The 16,424-nt window shown below is 58.5% G+C and carries 21 protein-coding genes; 12 read left to right on the forward strand and 9 right to left on the reverse strand.

Annotated elements, in window-relative coordinates; genetic code table 11:
- Positions 1–39: 39 nt before the first annotated feature.
- Positions 40–1,011, forward strand: coding sequence for a L,D-transpeptidase family protein (locus tag ACZZ0D_RS05270; protein WP_463552607.1), 972 nt, complete (start codon positions 40–42; stop codon positions 1,009–1,011).
- Positions 1,012–1,137: 126 nt separating this feature from the next.
- Here the strand turns inward: ACZZ0D_RS05270 and oprI are convergent, their stop codons facing one another.
- Complete coding sequence (gene oprI / locus ACZZ0D_RS05275; RefSeq protein ID WP_003199355.1) at positions 1,138–1,389, reverse strand: outer membrane lipoprotei OprI; 252 nt, start codon at positions 1,387–1,389, stop codon at positions 1,138–1,140.
- A gap of 636 nt (positions 1,390–2,025) precedes the next feature.
- Between oprI and ACZZ0D_RS05280 the strand changes: the two genes are divergently transcribed.
- On the forward strand, positions 2,026–2,307 hold the full coding sequence (locus ACZZ0D_RS05280; RefSeq protein ID WP_003226804.1) for a GNAT family N-acetyltransferase: 282 nt from the start codon (positions 2,026–2,028) through the stop codon (positions 2,305–2,307).
- A 60-nt stretch (positions 2,308–2,367) separates the two neighbouring features.
- Here ACZZ0D_RS05280 and ACZZ0D_RS05285 read toward each other — a convergent pair whose 3' ends face one another.
- Positions 2,368–3,444, reverse strand: coding sequence for a 3-deoxy-7-phosphoheptulonate synthase (locus ACZZ0D_RS05285; RefSeq protein WP_053122298.1), 1,077 nt, complete (start codon positions 3,442–3,444; stop codon positions 2,368–2,370).
- A 130-nt stretch (positions 3,445–3,574) separates the two neighbouring features.
- Positions 3,575–4,018: a PilZ domain-containing protein gene (locus ACZZ0D_RS05290; RefSeq protein ID WP_053122296.1), complete on the reverse strand. Its 444-nt coding sequence runs from the start codon at positions 4,016–4,018 to the stop codon at positions 3,575–3,577.
- Between ACZZ0D_RS05290 and ACZZ0D_RS05295 the strand changes: the two genes are divergently transcribed.
- The 5 genes from ACZZ0D_RS05295 to cysB all read left to right on the forward strand — a co-directional run bounded on the left by ACZZ0D_RS05295 (position 4,017) and on the right by cysB (position 7,980).
- On the forward strand, positions 4,017–4,403 hold the full coding sequence (locus ACZZ0D_RS05295; protein ID WP_463552608.1) for a thioredoxin family protein: 387 nt from the start codon (positions 4,017–4,019) through the stop codon (positions 4,401–4,403). The two genes, ACZZ0D_RS05290 and ACZZ0D_RS05295, sit on opposite strands and share 2 nt — an antisense overlap.
- Positions 4,400–5,356 (forward strand): putative 2-dehydropantoate 2-reductase, encoded by a 957-nt coding sequence (locus tag ACZZ0D_RS05300; protein WP_282352551.1) that lies wholly within the window; start codon positions 4,400–4,402, stop codon positions 5,354–5,356. Before ACZZ0D_RS05295 ends, ACZZ0D_RS05300 begins: the two co-directional genes overlap by 4 nt.
- Before the next feature lie 29 nt (positions 5,357–5,385).
- Positions 5,386–6,291, forward strand: coding sequence for a 5'-nucleotidase (locus ACZZ0D_RS05305; protein WP_463552609.1), 906 nt, complete (start codon positions 5,386–5,388; stop codon positions 6,289–6,291).
- A 98-nt stretch (positions 6,292–6,389) separates the two neighbouring features.
- Positions 6,390–6,893 (forward strand): universal stress protein, encoded by a 504-nt coding sequence (locus tag ACZZ0D_RS05310; RefSeq protein ID WP_463552610.1) that lies wholly within the window; start codon positions 6,390–6,392, stop codon positions 6,891–6,893.
- A gap of 112 nt (positions 6,894–7,005) precedes the next feature.
- Positions 7,006–7,980 (forward strand): HTH-type transcriptional regulator CysB, encoded by a 975-nt coding sequence (cysB, locus tag ACZZ0D_RS05315; protein ID WP_007908591.1) that lies wholly within the window; start codon positions 7,006–7,008, stop codon positions 7,978–7,980.
- Between the two features lie 9 nt (positions 7,981–7,989).
- On the opposite strand, the gene ACZZ0D_RS05320 is transcribed toward cysB, so the two are convergent.
- Complete coding sequence (locus ACZZ0D_RS05320) at positions 7,990–8,472, reverse strand: GreA/GreB family elongation factor (RefSeq protein WP_053122286.1); 483 nt, start codon at positions 8,470–8,472, stop codon at positions 7,990–7,992.
- Between the two features lie 2 nt (positions 8,473–8,474).
- Positions 8,475–8,885: a hypothetical protein gene (locus ACZZ0D_RS05325; protein ID WP_053122285.1), complete on the reverse strand. Its 411-nt coding sequence runs from the start codon at positions 8,883–8,885 to the stop codon at positions 8,475–8,477.
- Between the two features lie 124 nt (positions 8,886–9,009).
- On the opposite strand from ACZZ0D_RS05325, the gene earP reads away from it, so the two are divergent.
- Positions 9,010–10,152, forward strand: coding sequence for an elongation factor P maturation arginine rhamnosyltransferase EarP (earP, locus tag ACZZ0D_RS05330; protein WP_463552611.1), 1,143 nt, complete (start codon positions 9,010–9,012; stop codon positions 10,150–10,152).
- A 48-nt stretch (positions 10,153–10,200) separates the two neighbouring features.
- On the forward strand, positions 10,201–10,770 hold the full coding sequence (locus tag ACZZ0D_RS05335) for an elongation factor P (RefSeq protein ID WP_007908599.1): 570 nt from the start codon (positions 10,201–10,203) through the stop codon (positions 10,768–10,770).
- 144 nt (positions 10,771–10,914) lie between these two features.
- Here ACZZ0D_RS05335 and ACZZ0D_RS05340 read toward each other — a convergent pair whose 3' ends face one another.
- The 3 genes from ACZZ0D_RS05340 to ACZZ0D_RS05350 all read right to left on the reverse strand — a co-directional run bounded on the left by ACZZ0D_RS05340 (position 10,915) and on the right by ACZZ0D_RS05350 (position 13,100).
- Positions 10,915–11,334 (reverse strand): organic hydroperoxide resistance protein, encoded by a 420-nt coding sequence (locus ACZZ0D_RS05340; RefSeq protein WP_463552612.1) that lies wholly within the window; start codon positions 11,332–11,334, stop codon positions 10,915–10,917.
- A 281-nt stretch (positions 11,335–11,615) separates the two neighbouring features.
- Entirely contained in the window at positions 11,616–12,071 is a 456-nt protein-coding gene (locus ACZZ0D_RS05345) for a MarR family winged helix-turn-helix transcriptional regulator (RefSeq protein ID WP_463554764.1), read from the reverse strand.
- Between the two features lie 72 nt (positions 12,072–12,143).
- Positions 12,144–13,100: a LysR family transcriptional regulator gene (locus tag ACZZ0D_RS05350; protein ID WP_463552613.1), complete on the reverse strand. Its 957-nt coding sequence runs from the start codon at positions 13,098–13,100 to the stop codon at positions 12,144–12,146.
- Between the two features lie 111 nt (positions 13,101–13,211).
- Between ACZZ0D_RS05350 and ACZZ0D_RS05355 the strand changes: the two genes are divergently transcribed.
- Complete coding sequence (locus tag ACZZ0D_RS05355) at positions 13,212–13,961, forward strand: sulfite exporter TauE/SafE family protein (protein ID WP_463552614.1); 750 nt, start codon at positions 13,212–13,214, stop codon at positions 13,959–13,961.
- Here the strand turns inward: ACZZ0D_RS05355 and ACZZ0D_RS05360 are convergent.
- Entirely contained in the window at positions 13,951–14,805 is an 855-nt protein-coding gene (locus tag ACZZ0D_RS05360) for a LysR substrate-binding domain-containing protein (RefSeq protein WP_172680137.1), read from the reverse strand. The genes ACZZ0D_RS05355 and ACZZ0D_RS05360 overlap by 11 nt on opposite strands.
- Before the next feature lie 97 nt (positions 14,806–14,902).
- Here ACZZ0D_RS05360 and ACZZ0D_RS05365 point away from each other — a divergent pair, with 97 nt between their 5' ends.
- Positions 14,903–15,118: a DUF1127 domain-containing protein gene (locus tag ACZZ0D_RS05365; RefSeq protein ID WP_053122393.1), complete on the forward strand. Its 216-nt coding sequence runs from the start codon at positions 14,903–14,905 to the stop codon at positions 15,116–15,118.
- Between the two features lie 64 nt (positions 15,119–15,182).
- The gene (locus tag ACZZ0D_RS05370; protein WP_463552615.1) at positions 15,183–16,409 is read left to right on the forward strand and encodes a winged helix-turn-helix domain-containing protein; all 1,227 of its coding nucleotides are present in this window, start codon (positions 15,183–15,185) and stop codon (positions 16,407–16,409) included.
- The last annotated feature ends 15 nt before the right edge of the window (positions 16,410–16,424 follow it).

Here is a 16,424-nt window from a genome sequence, read left to right on the forward strand (position 1 = left end):
GCTCTTATACCCTTGTTGATCATGCGAAGGATTTTCCGGATGTTGCCGCGCTTGCCTGCCGTCACCCGCTGCCTGTCACTTGCCGCCCTGTGTGTGGCCGGTCCCGTTGCTGCATTGGAGTTTCCCCTGCCACCACCCGGTGAAGACATCATCGGTCAGGTGCAGGTGATCAAAGCCAAGTACGAAGATACCTTCGCCGATCTGGGCACGACCTACGATCTGGGCTATTCGGAAATGGTCGCGGCCAACCCGGGCGTCGATGCCTGGTTGCCGGGCGCCGGCACTGAAATCGTCTTGCCGACCCGTTTCATCCTGCCGCCGGGCCCGCGCGAAGGCATCGTGATCAACCTCGCCGAGTACCGCCTCTACTACTTCCCGAAGGGCAAGAACGTGGTTTACACGTTCCCGTTGGGGATTGGCCGTGAGGGTTGGGGTTCGCCGATCGCGCACACCACCATCACCGCCAAGACGCCGAACCCGACCTGGACGCCGCCAGCGTCGATCAAGGCTGAGCACGCCGCTGATGGCGATCCGCTGCCGAACGTCGTGCCGGCCGGCCCGGACAACCCGTTGGGGCCGTTCAAGTTCAACCTCGGCACGCCGGGTTACCTGATCCACGGTTCGAACAAGAAGTTCGGCATTGGCATGCGCACCAGCCACGGCTGCTTCCGTATGTTCAACAACAACGTGCTGGAAATGGCTAGCATGGTGCCGGTCGGCACGTCGGTGCGCATCCTCAACGATGCCTACAAGTTCGGCACCAGCGGCGGCAAGGTTTACCTGGAAGCGCACACGCCGATCGACGACAAGGGCAACCCGTCGGTGGTCGACAAGCACACGGCGGTCATCAATGCGATGCTCAAGCGTGAAGACGTCACCAGTAATCTGCGCGTGAACTGGGATGTAGTGCGCGATGTGGTCGCGGCTGAAGATGGTCTGCCAACGGAAATCGGCACACCGAATACTTCGACGCCGATTGTTTCGAGCACACCGATCGATATGCAGCAGTAAGCTAGCGATCAAGAACCCGTCGATGCCTTAAGCTTCGGCGGGTTTTTTATTGCCCGGACAAAAGCATCAGGCACAAAAAAGCCGATCCAGACATCGGATCGGCTTGATAACAATCCCGAAGGACTATTACTTGCGGCTAGCTTTGTCCAGCATGCGCAGAGCACGCTCGTTAGCTTCGTCAGCAGTCTGTTGTGCTTTTTGAGCAGCAGCCAGAGCTTCATCAGCTTTACGGTAAGCTTCGTCTGCACGAGCCTGGGAGCGAGCAGCTGCGTCTTCAGTAGCGGTCAGACGTGCTTCGGTTTCTTTCGATGCGCTGCTGCAACCGGTAGCCAGAACTGCGGCCAGAGCCAGAGCAGAGAATTTCAGAACGTTGTTCATCGTGTTCCCCTTCAAGGACTTTCAATTAAGTGACTGTCTCCTCCGATTGAGGAAATAGCCGGCGTACATACTACCCATTACTTGTAGTAAGTAAACTGACGTAGCGCAAGATGCAAAAAAAATTGTAGGCGTTGATTCTTTTTCGAGCAACTTTTAACTGCACTGTTTAAAAAATAAACAGCTGCAAGCCCCGTGCAGAGCGAGTTAATGTGAAAAAGTTCCCGCTGTGGTGGTTGTTTTTGCGGTCTTGGCTAAAGTCTGTCTATATCAATTCGTCCATACTTTCATTGCGATTTTGCGTGGTGCATCACCTATCTTTATGTTTCTTGAGGTGACTTTAAAAAAGGCTGCACGTCTTAAGTCTCAACATCCGGCAATGTTCAGGTGAGCGGCCCGGGAAGATCTCCTCCCACGCCACCCCTGCGTCCATCGGAGCAACCCCCGTCAACTGGCTTGATGACGAGCGCACCTTGAGCATTTTTGCCAATGGTGCCTACTATTTATCAGGTGCTCGGTTGCGCGAGATCGGTGTGGCTCTTCTCGGTGTCCAACAGGCACGGGGTGGCGTAGATGTTCCTTCGCCGGAAAAACATCGGTAAGGTAGGGGTCAGAATTCAAGACCCGCGAGGAGTAGTGATGAGCGAGGCGTTGTCCATCCACCATGACCAGGCTGGTCATCAGTTCGAGACCAATGTGGACGGTCATCGTGCCTATCTGACCTATATGGATCTGGGGAAACAGACCCTGGATATCTATCGCACGTTCGTGCCCAATGCCCTGCGTGGCCGAGGCATTGCCGCCGCGCTGACGGAAAGCGCGCTGCAGTACGCTGAAGAAATGGGCTACACGGTGATTCCGTCGTGCTCTTACGTCGAGCGCTATATGGAACGTCACCAGCGCCGCGCCGCGAAGATCTGAATCGCACACACAAAAACGCCGGGCATTGCCCGGCGTTTTTTTATGCCTGCGAAACGTCGATCAGTTGCGCTGACGTTTCGGCAGCACGTCCTTGAGCTTGGCGTGCATGCTGCGCAGGGTGGTCTCGGTGGCAGACCAGTCGATGCAGGCATCGGTGATCGACACGCCGTATTGCAGATCGGCGAGGTCTTTCGGAATCGCCTGGCAGCCCCAGTTCAGGTGACTCTCGACCATCAGGCCGATGATCGACTGGTTGCCTTCAAGAATCTGGTTGGCGACGTTTTCCATCACCAGCGGTTGCAGGGCCGGATCCTTGTTGGAGTTGGCGTGGCTGCAATCGACCATCACGTTCGGCTTGATCTTGGCTTTGTTCAGCGCCTGTTCGCACAGGGCAACGCTGACCGAATCGTAGTTCGGCTTGCCGTTACCACCGCGCAGCACCACGTGACCGTAGGCGTTGCCTTTGGTGGTGACGATCGACACGCCACCTTCCTGGTTGATACCAAGGAAGCGGTGCGGGCTGGAGACCGACTGCAAGGCGTTGATCGCAACCGTCAGGCCGCCGTCGGTGCCGTTCTTGAAGCCGACCGCCGAGGACAGGCCGGAAGCCATTTCACGGTGGGTCTGCGATTCGGTGGTGCGCGCGCCGATGGCCGACCAACTGATCAGATCCTGCAGATACTGCGGGGAGATCGGGTCGAGGGCTTCGGTGGCGGTCGGCAGGCCTTTTTCGGCCAGATCCAGCAGCAATTGACGACCGATGTGCAGGCCGTCCTGAATCTTGAACGAGTCGTCCAGGTACGGATCGTTGATCAGACCTTTCCAGCCGACGGTGGTGCGCGGCTTCTCGAAATACACGCGCATGACCAGATACAGGGTGTCGGAGACTTCTTCCGCCAGCACCTTCAGGCGATCGGCGTATTCGTGGGCAGCCTTGATGTCGTGGATCGAGCACGGGCCGATCACTACGAACAGACGGTGGTCGGTGCCATCAAGAATGTTGCGAATGACTTCGCGGCCCTTGGTGACGGTGCGCAGGGCAGCGTCGCTCAGAGGGATATCACGCTTGAGCTGATCGGGAGTGATCAGGGTCTCGTTAGAGGCGACGTTTAGGTCGTTGATCGGTAAATCAGCCATCGTTTACTCGTCAGGTCACGGGTGCCGGCCGCCAGCGATCCCCGCGCGGCGGAGCACAGCAGATTTAAGCGCGTCGGGGAGCGGAACCTTAGCGCGTAAAGCGCCTGCTCGACAATGGGCAAAAGGTGCTTTAGTCCAGCGCTGGCTGCGCAAAAGCCTTGCGCACGCTGTCATGGGAGAACTCATCGGCGTGTTGCTCGACCCATTGCAGGGCCACAGCCTGAATTTCCTGCAGATCATCGTGGGTTTCGTTCATGCGGCAGTAGCGCTCGATCTGACACACCTGCTCACCCATTCGTGCGCTGAACAGCGTCTGCTCATCGGTAAACGCGATGCCCACCAGATAACCTTTTTTACGCCGCAAACACCACGCCACGTAGCCCGGATAACAGATGTCGGTGTTGAGCGTCGGCATGCGCACTTGCAGCGCCGTGCCATGGCGCCAGGCACGGTGGTAATTGCAAGCGATGCCGCCGAGGCTGATAGTGTGCAGCTGTTGCCTGGAAATACATTCAGGCTTGAGCAAGGTTAATTCAACCGGCACCTCGTCCGGATGAGGAATGAAACGTCCCATGAGCACAGACTCCCTGTGTCGGCCATTTGACATTGTTTCCCCCAGTATAGTGGTCGAATCCGAACTGACCGATTTCGACGCCGACCAACGGCTGCTGGCGATGAGCGGCGTTTCCCTGGTGATTTTCACCAGTGTCGGCTGCGCGAGTTGCCGCTATGCCCGCGAAGTATTGCCGGGGATGGCGCTGGCGGCCGATCGCGTGTGCTGGATCGACGCCGGCGACAACGGTGGTTTGGTCGAGCGTTATCAGGTCTTTCATTTGCCGGCGCTATTTGTAGTGCGCGACGGCGAGTTCTTTGGGGCTGTGCACGCACGCCTGACCGCCGATGCACTCAACCAAGCATTGGCGCAGGCGCTGGGTCGAATTGCAGAGGAGTTGCCATGATGGCGGCAGTGAATAAGCCGGTGATCGGGATTATTGGTACCGGCGCAATCGGGGGATTTTACGGTGTGATGCTGGCGCGGGCCGGTTTCGATGTGCACTTTTTGTTGCGCAGCGAATTCTCGGCAGTCGCCGAGCGCGGTTTGCAGGTGAACAGCGCAGTGCATGGCCAGATGACGCTGAACCCGGCGCAAGCCTATTCGTCAGCCGAAGACATGCCCAAGTGTGACTGGCTGCTGGTGGGCGCAAAAACCACCAGCAACGCTGATCTGGCGCCGGCAATCATTCAAGCCGCCAAGCCGGATGCGAAAGTGCTGTTGCTGCAAAACGGTCTGGATGTCGAAGACAGTTTGCGTGCGCTGTTGCCTGATTCGCTGCATCTGCTCGGTGGTCTGTGCCTGATCTGCGTGCATCGCGAGGGGCCGGGTCTGGTGACGCATCAGGCGCTCGGCGCGGTCAACGTCGGTTATCACAGCGGCTCGGCGATTGATGATGTCGCGCGCATGGCGATCGTTGAGGAGGGCGCCGAACTGTTCCGTACCGCCGGTCTTGATTCGCAAGCGATGCCCAATCTGCACCAGGCGCGCTGGCAGAAACTGGTCTGGAATATCCCTTACAACGGTCTCTCGGTCTTGCTCGGCGCGGGCACCACGCCGTTGATGGCAGATGCCGACAGCCGCGCGCACATCCAGGCATTGATGGCCGAAGTGGTTGAGGGCGCCAAAGCCTGCGGCCACGACATGCCGCCCGGTTACGCCGGTTTCCTGTTCACGATGACCGAGAAAATGCCCGACTACTGGCCGAGCATGTACCACGATTTTTTACACAAGCGTCCGCTGGAACTCGAAGCGATCTACGCTCGACCATTGGCGGCAGCGAAAGCGGCAGGCTGTGACTTGCCGCGTATCGAAGCGCTGTACCGCAATTTAAGCTTTATCGACCGACGCAACGTTTAGATCGGTTTTTGTAAGGGGCGGGGGAACGCATGGCCAAGAACATCGATGACAAACTGGTGCTGGCGATTTCGTCGCGGGCCTTGTTCGACCTGAGCGAGAGCCACAAGGTGTATCTGTCGAGCGGCGTCGAAGCCTATCGGCAATATCAGATCGAACACGAAGACGAGATTCTCGCGCCCGGTGATGCCTTCCCGCTGGTGGAAAAACTCCTGACACTCAACAGTCGCCTCGGCCGCGCGCGGGTCGAGGTGATTCTGGTGTCGCGCAACAGCGCCGATACTGGCCTGCGCGTGTTCAACTCGATTCACCATTACGGGCTGGCGATTTCCCGCGCGGCGTTTGTCGGCGGGCGCAGTCCTTATCCGTACCTGAAAGCCTTTGGTTGTGATCTGTTTCTGTCAACCCATGCCGAAGATGTGCGTGCGGCGCTGGACGCTGGTTTTGCGGCAGCAACCATTCTGTCCGGTGGCGCCAGCCGTGCGGCCAGCGATGAACTGCGCATCGCCTTCGACGGTGATGCGGTGATTTTTTCCGACGAGTCGGAGCGTGTGTATCAGTCCGGCGGGCTGGAAGCGTTTCAGGCCAAGGAACGCGAATCGGCCCGCGAACCGTTGCGTGGCGGGCCGTTCAAAGGCTTTCTGGCTGCACTCAATTTGCTCCAGCGCGAATTCCCCGATGACGATTGCCCAATCCGCACGGCACTGGTTACCGCGCGCTCGGCACCGGCGCACGAGCGGGTCATTCGCACGTTGCGCGAGTGGGATATTCGTCTCGACGAATCGTTGTTCCTCGGCGGTCTGACCAAATCGGCGTTCCTCGAAGCGTTCGCCGCTGACGTGTTTTTCGACGATCAGGCCGGGCATTGCGAGGCGGCCCGCGAAGTGGTTGCCACGGGCCATGTCCCCCACGGCATCAGCAACGAACCGGCGGTCTAAAGCCCAAACGGTTCAAGACGTTGCGCCGCACGTCGTAGTCGCCAAGGCACTGCTAAGCTGAATCAAATCTCCGCCATGTTGGCTTGCGAGGAGGTCATATGATTCGTTCGATGCTGTATGCCACTGACCTCGGTCTGTACGCACCGTTGGTGATGCAGCATGCCCTGGCGTTGGCGCGAACATTCAATGCTGACCTGTACGTGGTGCACGCGGTGGAGCCGATGGGGCTGTTCGCCGAATCGGTGTTGCAGAGCTATCTCGATGAGCAGGCATTGAACGAATTTCATAGCCAAGGTCTGAAAACAGTCATCGCCAATATCGAGCAGCGGGTGCTGGAAAGCTTTCGTGAAGAATTGGGCGATGAAGGCGAACAAGACTTGCAGCGCATTCGCGCGGTGCGCGTGCTGCAGGGGGATCCGTCACAGGTGATTCTCGACCAGGTGCAGAAGCTCTCTGTCGACTTGCTGATCGTTGGCAGTCATAGCCATGGGGTGAGCGCGGAAACGCCGTTGGGGCGAACGGCGGCGCGGGTTCTGCAGTTATCGAAGGTGCCGGTTTATCTGGTGCCGCTGGTTGAGCGTCGGCGCAGTGAGGATCGCTGAAGCAGAATAATGGCACTTTGACAAAAAAGTTCTAGATTTATTCTTCAAACCATTAATATAGTTATATACCGTCGCTGATGCCCGTGGCGTCTACCTGCTTTGAGGGATACATATGAAGCTTCAACAATTGCGCTACATCTGGGAAGTGGCGCACCACGACCTCAACGTTTCCGCTACAGCCCAAAGCCTTTACACCTCGCAACCGGGCATCAGTAAACAAATCCGTCTGCTGGAAGACGAACTCGGCGTTGAGGTGTTTGCCCGCAGCGGCAAGCACCTGACCCGCGTCACCCCGGCCGGCGAGCGCATCATCACCACCGCCGGTGAGATTCTGCGCAAGGTCGAAAGCATAAAGCAGATCGCTCAGGAATTCTCCAACGAGAAGAAGGGCACCCTGTCGATCGCCACCACGCACACCCAGGCGCGTTATGCCTTGCCGCCGGTGATCAGCAATTTCATCAAGCAATACCCTGACGTTGCGCTGCACATGCACCAGGGTTCGCCGATGCAGATCGCTGAAATGGCCGCTGACGGCACCGTCGATTTCGCCATTGCCACCGAAGCGCTGGAACTGTTCGGCGATCTGGTGATGATGCCGTGCTACCGCTGGAACCGCTGCGTGGTCGTGCCGCAAGGTCACCCGCTGACGAAGCTGCCGAAGCTGACTTTGGAAGCACTGGCCGAATACCCGATCGTGACTTACGTGTTCGGCTTCACCGGCCGTTCGAAACTCGACGAAGCCTTCAGCCATCGCGGCCTGACGCCGAAAGTGGTGTTTACCGCTGCCGACGCCGACGTGATCAAAACCTACGTACGTCTGGGTCTGGGCGTGGGCATCGTCGCGAAAATGGCGGTCGACACCAAACTCGACAACGACCTGGTGGTGCTGGATGCCAGCGAGCTGTTCGAGTCGAGCATCACCAAGATCGGTTTCCGTCGCGGCACCTTCCTGCGTGGTTTCATGTGCGACTTCATCGAGAAGTTTGCGCCGCACCTGACCCGCGAAGTGATGGCCAAAGCCATTCAGTGCCACAACAAGCAGGAACTGGAAGAACTGTTCGACGGCGTCGAACTGCCGGTTCACTGATCCGTTGAATCAGAGCACCTCGGTGACAGCAAACTGTTGCCGGGTGCCCGCCACCAGAATCTCCACCTCATCACCTTCGCACTTGCCCAGCAGACTTTTGCCGAGCGGCGAGCGCGGCGTGATGACGGTAATCGGCTGACCGACCACGTCGACTTTCAGGCCTGCCGCATCCGGCGCCAGAAACAGCCATTGCTCGCGGCCCTTTTCGTCTTCCAGACCGAGTAGGGCGCCGACTTCGATGCCGCGATTTTCGTCGTAGGCACGTAGCGTCAGGTTCTGGCACAGCGCCAGTGACTGCCGAATTTCCTCGACCCGCTTCGCCTGACCCGCCGCCAGATACGACGCCTCCAGTCCCAGCGTGTCGTACTTGTTTTCGGCGATGTTCTCTTCGTGGGTCGCGGTTTCGTAGGCGGTTTGCGCCGCACGTTCGGCGATGTCGAGGTCGATGCGCAGCTTGTCGAGAATCAGTTGGTGGACAGTGTGCTTGTTCATGGTCAATCGCAGAATTGCAAAACGTTGGCGCGGGATTTTTCGCTTGGAGCCGTCTGATCTTGCTGCAGCCAGAACTGGCAGTTGGGGTTCGACTGATTGCGGCTGCTGTTGCGCGCCTGATCCAGACGAGCCTGCTGTTCATTTTTGCGCAGGTTTTCTTCGTACTGCTGGAACAGTTGGCTTTGCGGCGGAATGTCCGGCTGAACCGGAATCGCCGCAGGTGGTTTGGCGACTTGCTGAACGGCTTGAGCGACCGGCGCCAATTGTTCAGCGAACAGAAAACGGGAAAGCACCCAGCAAGTCAGCGCGATGGCGAGAAAGCCTAGCCACATGCCCAAGGCAATGCTGCCGGTCAGGCGCAACGCACTAAGCTGAACAGGCAAGGGGCGACGCGGGTTTGGGCGGTAGGGCATGGCTGCCTCCTGGCGGATGATTGCGGGCGAGCGGCGATTGTCGCACGAAGATTAATCGCCGTCGGCTCTTCTGCGCGAGGTGATTTATGCGGACAATTGCGGCTTTTGCCAACGGGAGTCTTGAATGTCGGAACTGAAACCCCGCTGGGATATTTTCTGCACCGTGGTCGACAACTATGGCGACATCGGCGTGACCTGGCGTCTGGCTCGGCAATTGGTCGCTGAGCATGCTTTGCCGGTGCGCTTGTGGGTCGATGATCTGCGTGCGTTTGAGCGTATCTGTCCCGAGATTGATATCAACGTCGCGCAGCAATTTCAGCAAGGCGTCGAGGTGCGGCACTGGCCGAGCGAGTGGCTGCACACCGAGGCGGCCGACGTGGTCATTGCTGCGTTTGCCTGTCAGCTGCCGAGTGATTACATGGACGCCATGGCCGAGCGCGAGAAGCCGCCACTGTGGATGAACCTTGACTATCTGAGCGCTGAAGACTGGGTGATCGGTTGCCACGGACTGCCGTCGGTCAAATACAAAACCGTGCAGAAGTTCTTCTTTTTTCCGGGATTCCAACAGGGGACAGGCGGTTTGCTGCGTGAGCATGGTTTGCTGGAGCGTCGTAGGCAATTTCAGCAGGATGCTCAGGCGCAGCGAACATTCCTGCAAGGTCTGGGGATTGATCGCGCCGAGGGTGCGCAACTGATCTCGCTGTTTGCTTACGAAAACGCAGGGCTGGCGAGTTGGCTTGATGTGTTGGCGGCGGACAGTCAGCCGACGCATCTGTTGGTGCCAGAAGGGCGCGTGCTGGGTGATGTCGCCCAGTGGCTGGACGTGGAAACGCTGAGTGTCGGCGCGATTCATGTGCGCCAGTCGTTGATCGTGCAAGTGCTGCCGTTCGTCCGACAGGATCAGTACGATCATCTGCTGTGGTGCTGCGATTTCAACGCAGTGCGTGGCGAAGATTCGTTCGTGCGTGCGCAATGGGCGGGGCGGCCGATGCTCTGGCACATCTATCAGCAGGACGAAGACATCCATCTGGACAAGCTCGACGCCTTCCTCGCGCTTTACACAAAAGGCTTGTCGCCGGCCGCTGCTGAGGCGATGAACGGTCTGTGGCGGGCGTGGAGTGCCGGTCAGCCGATCGGTGAACACTGGCTGGCAAGCCGCAAACACTGGCCAGAACTGCAGGGAAATGCGCAAAAATGGTGTCTGGAACAAGGCTTGCAGGCCGATCTTGCCGCAGCGCTGGTACAGTTTTACCTAAATTGGATATGATACGCGGCCTAGATTTTTGTAAATCCCATCCAAATTCGGATATTCGCAATGAAAACTGGTAAAGAACTGAAACCCGGTACCGTGATCCGTCTCGAAAACGATCCTTGGCTGGTTCAGAAAGCTGAATTCACCAAGTCGGGCCGTAACAGCGCGATCATGAAGACCAAGCTGAAAAACCTGCTGACCGGTTACAAGACCGAGATCGTTTACAGCGCTGACGACAAACTGGACGACGTAATCCTCGACCGCAAAGAAGCGACCCTGTCCTTCATCAGCGGCGACACCTACACGTTCATGGACACCACTGACTACACCATGTACGAGCTGAACGCTGAAGACATCGAAGCCGTTCTGCCTTTCGTTGAAGAAGGCATGACCGATGTTTGCGAAGCGATCTTCTTCGAAGAGCGTCTGGTTTCCGTAGAGCTGCCGACCACCATCGTGCGCGTAGTTGACTACACCGAAGGTTCGGCTCGTGGCGACACTTCCGGCAAAGTCATGAAGCCAGCCAAACTGGCTAACGGTACTGAGCTGCAAGTTGCTGACTTCATCGAAATCGGTGACAAGATCGAAATCGACACCCGCGAAGGCGGTTCCTACAAAGGCCGTGCTAAATAAGCACCGGTTTTTGCGGAAAGAAAAAGCCCGGCCATTGAGTCGGGCTTTTTTGTGCCTGAAAGAAAGAGCAAAAGATCGCAGCCTGCGGCAACTCCTACAGGGATTGGTGTAGGAGCTGCCGCAGGCTGCGATCTTTTGCTTTGTTTACACAGCGACGTGCAAGCGGACGTCGACATTGCCACGCGTGGCGTTGGAGTACGGGCAGACCTGGTGCGCGGCGTCGACCAGCGATTGCGCGTCGGCTTGTTCCAGGCCTGGCAGGCTGATGTGCAGATCGATGTCCAGACCAAAACCGCCGGGGATCTGACCAATGCCGACGTGGGCGGTGATCGACGCGTCATCCGGGATCTTGCGTTTGGTCTGGCTGGCGACAAATTTCAGTGCGCCGATGAAGCAGGCCGAGTAGCCGGCGGCAAACAGTTGCTCAGGGTTGGTCGCCGCGCCGCCAGCACCGCCCAGTTCTTTCGGGGTGGCGAGTTTGACGTCGAGGATGTTGTCGCTGGAGATCGCGCGACCATCACGGCCGCCAGTGGAGGTTGCGATTGCGGTGTAGAGAGTTTGCATGGTGAGAGCCTCGTAGGGTGTGATGTGTTGCGCTAATTGTTTGCGCGCTAAGTAAGTGCGAAGTGAATGTATCGCGCTAATATTTAGTGCGCAAGATAATTTTTCAAAAAATTATGCGCGTTATCAGAAAGGCATGATCTGAAAGGATTTTTTGAATCGAAGCAAAATTGTGTGGGAGCGGGCTTGCTCGCGAAGGCGTCGTGTCAGTCTACGAATTTGAATCTGACGCACCGCTTTCGCGAGCAAGCCCGCTCCCACAGGGGGGGGGGTAGGTGATGGTTTCAGGTGAGGCTGTTTTGCAGGTGGCTGCGCAGTGCTTGTAGCTCTTCTTGCAGGTTTTGCAGGCGTTCGATGGAGAAACCGCTGGCGCCGAGAATGCATTGCGGAACGGTTTGGGCGCTCTCTTTGAGCTCACGCCCCTTGGCGGTCAATTCGACAATCACAACGCGCTCATCCTCTCGGCTGCGCGTACGGCTCAACAACCCTTCAACCTCCAGCCGTTTAAGCAGTGGCGTCAGCGACCCCGGATCGGTGAGCAACTTTGTGCTGATTTCCCCGACCGTCAAACCGTCCTTTTCCCACAACACCATCATCGCCAGGTACTGCGGATAGGTCAGCCCCAGCGCTTGCAACATAGGTTTGTACACCTTGGTCATCATCAGCGAGGTGGAATGCAGGGCGAAGCAGGCCTGATTGTCGAGCAGCAGGTCGTCGCAGGTGTCGCGTTCGGAAGTCATGTCTACGCCTTGATCGTTGATGGTCATGAATCTAGCGCTCGAGTGTTTAATGCGCCAGATAATTTTCCATCGCTAGTGCCGGCCGATATCCCGTTGCAGCGCCAAATCCCACGGCGGTATCGGGCTGAAGCGCGTTTTCAGGTATTCCAGAAGCAAGCGACTGCGCGAGTGGGTTTGTTGCTCCATGCGCAGCGCATAGATGCCGGTGGTTTCCGGTTTCGGCAGACCGTCGGCGCAAAACAGTGGCAGTAATTCGCCGCGCAGCAAGTATTCACTGGCCAGCCACGTGGGCAGATGCGCAATGCCCAACCCGGCCAGCGCTCCGCACACCAAGGCTTCGGCATTGTTGGCGCTCATGCGGATCCGCGCCGGGCGATGCAATTGCATCTGCCCGTCCTGCTCGAAACGCCAGGCGAACGGCGGGGCGAGGCCTTCCCAGTCGAGGCCGTCATGTTCGCTCAATTGCGCTGGAGTGCTCGGCACGCCGCGGCGCTTGAGATAGTCAGGACTCGCACAAGCGATGCGCACCATGCTCGCCAGCGGCGTGGCGACCAACCGGGTATCCGCCAGTTGCCCGGCGCGCAGCACCAGATCGACCTTGCCGAGATTGGAGCCGCCCATGTCGACAAAACTGTCGATCAGGTGCAAATGCACATCGAGCCCCGGATATAGCACCAGAAAGTCGGCAATCACCGGCGCCAGATGCCTGCGCCCGAACGCCGCCGGTGCATCAACCCGAATCAAACCTTCCGGCGCGCTGCTCAAAGACACGGCTTCGGCGCGAGCCAGTTGCAGCTCAGCTACGATTCGACGTGCGCGTTCGGCGAACGCCAGCCCGGCCGGCGTGGCGAGCACCGCGTGAGTGCTGCGGACAAACAACTGGCTGCCCACGGCGCTTTCCAGGCTGTCGATCCGTCGCGCAATGGCTGATGGCGTCAACGGATGACGACGAGAGACGGCAGAAAAACTGCCGCTTTCCAGCACGTCCAGAAACAATCCGAGCTGGTCGGTGAGTTGATTGGGATTCATGGCGAACTCAATGCTTGTGCGAAATCAGCATAGCCATTGTGCGTTGCTGTGCGTTTCCCCGCCAGCCGCGACTGCGTAGGATGATTCGCCTGACGTAAGAGGAATTCGGCTGTGATGGAGTTTTTGTTGTACCTGTTATTCGGCGCCGCACTCGGCACCCTCGGTGGCATCTTCGGCATCGGTGGTGGTCTGATCGCGATTCCGCTGCTCGGTGTTTGGTTTGGCCTCGATCAACAGATCGCCCAAGGCACAGCGCTGGTGATGGTGGTGCCGAACGTGATGCTGGCGCTGTGGCGTTATCACCAGCGCAATCGCATTGAGTTGCGCCACGCGCTGCCGCTGGCGGTGATGGGTTTCTGCTTTGCCTGGATCGGCTCGATCTGGGCTGTCGGTATCGACGCGCAAACCATGCGCATCGGCTTCGTCGCTTTTCTGGTGGTGTTGTCGGTTTACAACCTGTTGAAGATGTTCGGTCGCCAACCTGCCGCGACGTCCGAGATGCGCTACTCATGGCCGTGGCTTGGTGTGCTCGGCGCGGCCTCGGGCACCATGGGCGGTTTGTTCGGGGTTGGCGGCGCGGTGGTGGCGACGCCAGTGTTGACCAGCCTGTTCGGCACCACTCAAGTGGTTGCCCAGGGCTTATCGCTGGCGCTGGCCTTGCCGAGCACCGGCGTGACGTTGGTGACGTACGCGGTGCATCAAGAAGTGGACTGGATGATCGGCCTGCCGCTGGCCATCGGTGGTCTGGCCAGCATCAGTTGGGGTGTAAAAGTTGCCCACGCGATGCCGGAAAAACTCCTGCGTGGGCTGTTCTGCGGTTTTCTGGTGCTGTGTGCGGTGATGCTCGCGTTTAAAGTTTGAAGCCTTCGACGATGTGCTCGGCCAGGCATTCGGTGATCGGCGATGGATTGTTCAGGTTGCGCACCAGCATGATGCTGGCCTCCGGCAACAACGGCAGGTCTTGGTCGGCACCAAGAATGCGCATGTCCGGGGTGATCAGGCTTTCCAGTTGCGCGGTGATCGCCAGACCCGCGCTCACCACCGCCATCAGCGCCGACAAACTGGTGCTGTTGTAGGCGATGCGGTAATCGCGGCCCATCGCGTCCAGCGCATTGCACGCCCACAAGCGGCAGAAACAATCACTGTTGAACATTGCCAGCGGCAGCGGCGTTTGTTCGTGGGCGCTGAAGTTCTGCGCCTCGGCCCAGACGAAACGCTCCTTGCGCAGCAGTTGGCCGATCTCGTTGCCCGGCTCGCGGGTGACGATCGACAAGTCCAGGTCGGTGCGCTGCAACAGTTGTTTGGTCGACTCGCAATGCACTTCGATCTGGATCAGCGGATAGAACTGGGCGAATCGCGACAGAATCCCCGGCAGAAAACGCATCACATAATCATCCGGCGTACCGATGCGCACGGTGCCGACCATGTGCGGCTCGCGCAGCGTGTTGAACACTTCACTGTGAAGTTTAAGAATGCGCCGCGCGTAACCGAGCAGCACCTGGCCCTCAGCCGTGAGGCGCACCTGACGTCCATCACGCTCGAACAACTGACGCTGTAACACGTCTTCTTCCAGACGCTTCATCTGCATGCTCACCGCCGATTGCGTGCGGTTGACCATTTCGCCGGCGCGGGTGAACCCGCCCTGATCGGCAATCGCGACGAAGGTACGCAGGACATCGGTATCGATACTGGGGTAGGCGGACAATTGATGAATCTCCGTGATGCATGCCATCAGAAACATTCGTTGGATTGATCTTAGCGCCAGGCAGAGACTTGAGCCATCCACAACGGAGGGCAACACGATGAAAGGTCAAAGAGAGTTTGCAGGCGAAGAAAAATTTAGCGGTCACATCGTTTCCGATCTGCTGCACAAGTTTAGCCGCTGGTACGATTTGCACCGTGAACGTGAGTTGCTCGCCAGTCTGAGCGACGAAGCGTTGAAGGACATCGGGGTCAGTCGTGCCGACGTCGAGCACGAAACCGTGCGGCCATTCTGGGACGACCCGATGCATAAATGATGAGGGCGCCGCTACACAAACCACTTTCAGGTGAGGTAGGTTGCGAGCAGACAAGGAGATGCTCATGCCCGCGACACTGTCCTTTTCCCTCAAACAGGCACGACGACTGGCGCTGGCTGCCCAAGGGTTCAACGGGCGCCAGCCGCCGACCGTCAAAGCCGCTCACGTCAACCGGCTGATCGAACGGCTGGGCTTGCTGCAAATCGACTCCGTCAACGCCGTGGTGCGCTCGCACTACCTGCCGCTGTTTTCCCGTCTCGGTACCTATTCTTCTGACTTGCTCGACCAGGCTGCCTGGAGTTCGGGGCGACGTCGCACGTTGTTTGAATATTGGGGCCATGAAGCATCGTTACTGCCGCTGTCGATGTATCCGTTGATGGCTTGGCGCATGCAGCGAGCGCGGCGCGGCGAGGATATTTATCAGCAACTGGCGAAGTTTGGTCGCGAGCAGCAGGACGTGGTGCGTCGCGTGTTGAGTTCGGTGCAAGAGCAGGGCGCGGTGGGCGCCGGCAGTCTGTCGACCCGCGAAGACAAGGCCGGGCCATGGTGGGACTGGAGCGCGGAAAAGCATGCGCTGGAGTGGTTGTTTGCCGCCGGTGAAGTGACGGTGGCGGGACGACGTGGTTTTGAGCGTTTGTATGATTTACCGGAGCGGGTGATTCCTTCTTCGATCTTGCAGCAGGCATTGCCGGATGAAGCCGAGGCGCAACGGGGATTGCTGTTGCATGCGGTGCAAGCGGTGGGTGTCGGCACTGAGAAAGACCTGCGTGATTACTTCCGCTTGAATCCGGCGGATGCGCGACCGCGACTGGCGGAACTGGTCGAGGCGGGGCAGTTGCAGATGTGCGAAGTGGCTGGTTGGCGGCAGATCGCTTACTGCCTGCCGGAGCCGAAAATCCCGCGCAAAGTGACGGCGAGTGCGCTGTTGTCGCCATTCGATTCGTTGATCTGGGAGCGCAGCAGGACGGAGCGATTGTTTGATTTCCGCTATCGACTGGAGATTTATACGCCGCAGGACAAGCGGGTCTACGGCTATTACGTGTTGCCGTTTTTGCACAATGAGCGGATTGCCGCGCGGGTGGATTTACGCGCTGAGCGAGCGGCGGGGCGGTTGGCGGTGCATGCGGTGCACGAGGAAGAGCCAGGGCTGGATGAGCAGGGGATGTTGGCGCTGGCGATGAATTTGCGGCGGATGGCGGATTGGCTGGGGCTGGAGCGGGTGCAGCTCAATTGTCAGCGCGAGAGTGCGCTGCGGTTGCGGGTGGCATTGGCCAAGATAGGCGTTGATTGAGCTGGCCCTTTCGCG

Source organism: Pseudomonas sp. AC193, assembly GCF_979258075.1.

Bases quoted from the DNA above. Each gene is read 5' to 3' on its own strand.
- ACZZ0D_RS05270 (WP_463552607.1), top strand. From the start codon at position 40: ATGTTGCCGCGCTTGCCTGCCGTCACCCGCTGCCTGTCACTTGCCGCC.
- oprI (WP_003199355.1), bottom strand. From the start codon at position 1,389: ATGAACAACGTTCTGAAATTCTCTGCTCTGGCTCTGGCCGCAGTTCTG.
- ACZZ0D_RS05280 (WP_003226804.1), top strand. From the start codon at position 2,026: ATGAGCGAGGCGTTGTCCATCCACCATGACCAGGCTGGTCATCAGTTC.
- ACZZ0D_RS05285 (WP_053122298.1), bottom strand. From the start codon at position 3,444: ATGGCTGATTTACCGATCAACGACCTAAACGTCGCCTCTAACGAGACC.
- ACZZ0D_RS05295 (WP_463552608.1), top strand. From the start codon at position 4,017: ATGAGCACAGACTCCCTGTGTCGGCCATTTGACATTGTTTCCCCCAGT.
- ACZZ0D_RS05290 (WP_053122296.1), bottom strand. From the start codon at position 4,018: ATGGGACGTTTCATTCCTCATCCGGACGAGGTGCCGGTTGAATTAACC.
- ACZZ0D_RS05300 (WP_282352551.1), top strand. From the start codon at position 4,400: ATGATGGCGGCAGTGAATAAGCCGGTGATCGGGATTATTGGTACCGGC.
- ACZZ0D_RS05305 (WP_463552609.1), top strand. From the start codon at position 5,386: ATGGCCAAGAACATCGATGACAAACTGGTGCTGGCGATTTCGTCGCGG.
- ACZZ0D_RS05310 (WP_463552610.1), top strand. From the start codon at position 6,390: ATGATTCGTTCGATGCTGTATGCCACTGACCTCGGTCTGTACGCACCG.
- cysB (WP_007908591.1), top strand. From the start codon at position 7,006: ATGAAGCTTCAACAATTGCGCTACATCTGGGAAGTGGCGCACCACGAC.
- ACZZ0D_RS05320 (WP_053122286.1), bottom strand. From the start codon at position 8,472: ATGAACAAGCACACTGTCCACCAACTGATTCTCGACAAGCTGCGCATC.
- ACZZ0D_RS05325 (WP_053122285.1), bottom strand. From the start codon at position 8,885: ATGCCCTACCGCCCAAACCCGCGTCGCCCCTTGCCTGTTCAGCTTAGT.
- earP (WP_463552611.1), top strand. From the start codon at position 9,010: ATGTCGGAACTGAAACCCCGCTGGGATATTTTCTGCACCGTGGTCGAC.
- ACZZ0D_RS05335 (WP_007908599.1), top strand. From the start codon at position 10,201: ATGAAAACTGGTAAAGAACTGAAACCCGGTACCGTGATCCGTCTCGAA.
- ACZZ0D_RS05340 (WP_463552612.1), bottom strand. From the start codon at position 11,334: ATGCAAACTCTCTACACCGCAATCGCAACCTCCACTGGCGGCCGTGAT.
- ACZZ0D_RS05345 (WP_463554764.1), bottom strand. From the start codon at position 12,071: ATGACTTCCGAACGCGACACCTGCGACGACCTGCTGCTCGACAATCAG.
- ACZZ0D_RS05350 (WP_463552613.1), bottom strand. From the start codon at position 13,100: ATGAATCCCAATCAACTCACCGACCAGCTCGGATTGTTTCTGGACGTG.
- ACZZ0D_RS05365 (WP_053122393.1), top strand. From the start codon at position 14,903: ATGAAAGGTCAAAGAGAGTTTGCAGGCGAAGAAAAATTTAGCGGTCAC.
- ACZZ0D_RS05370 (WP_463552615.1), top strand. From the start codon at position 15,183: ATGCCCGCGACACTGTCCTTTTCCCTCAAACAGGCACGACGACTGGCG.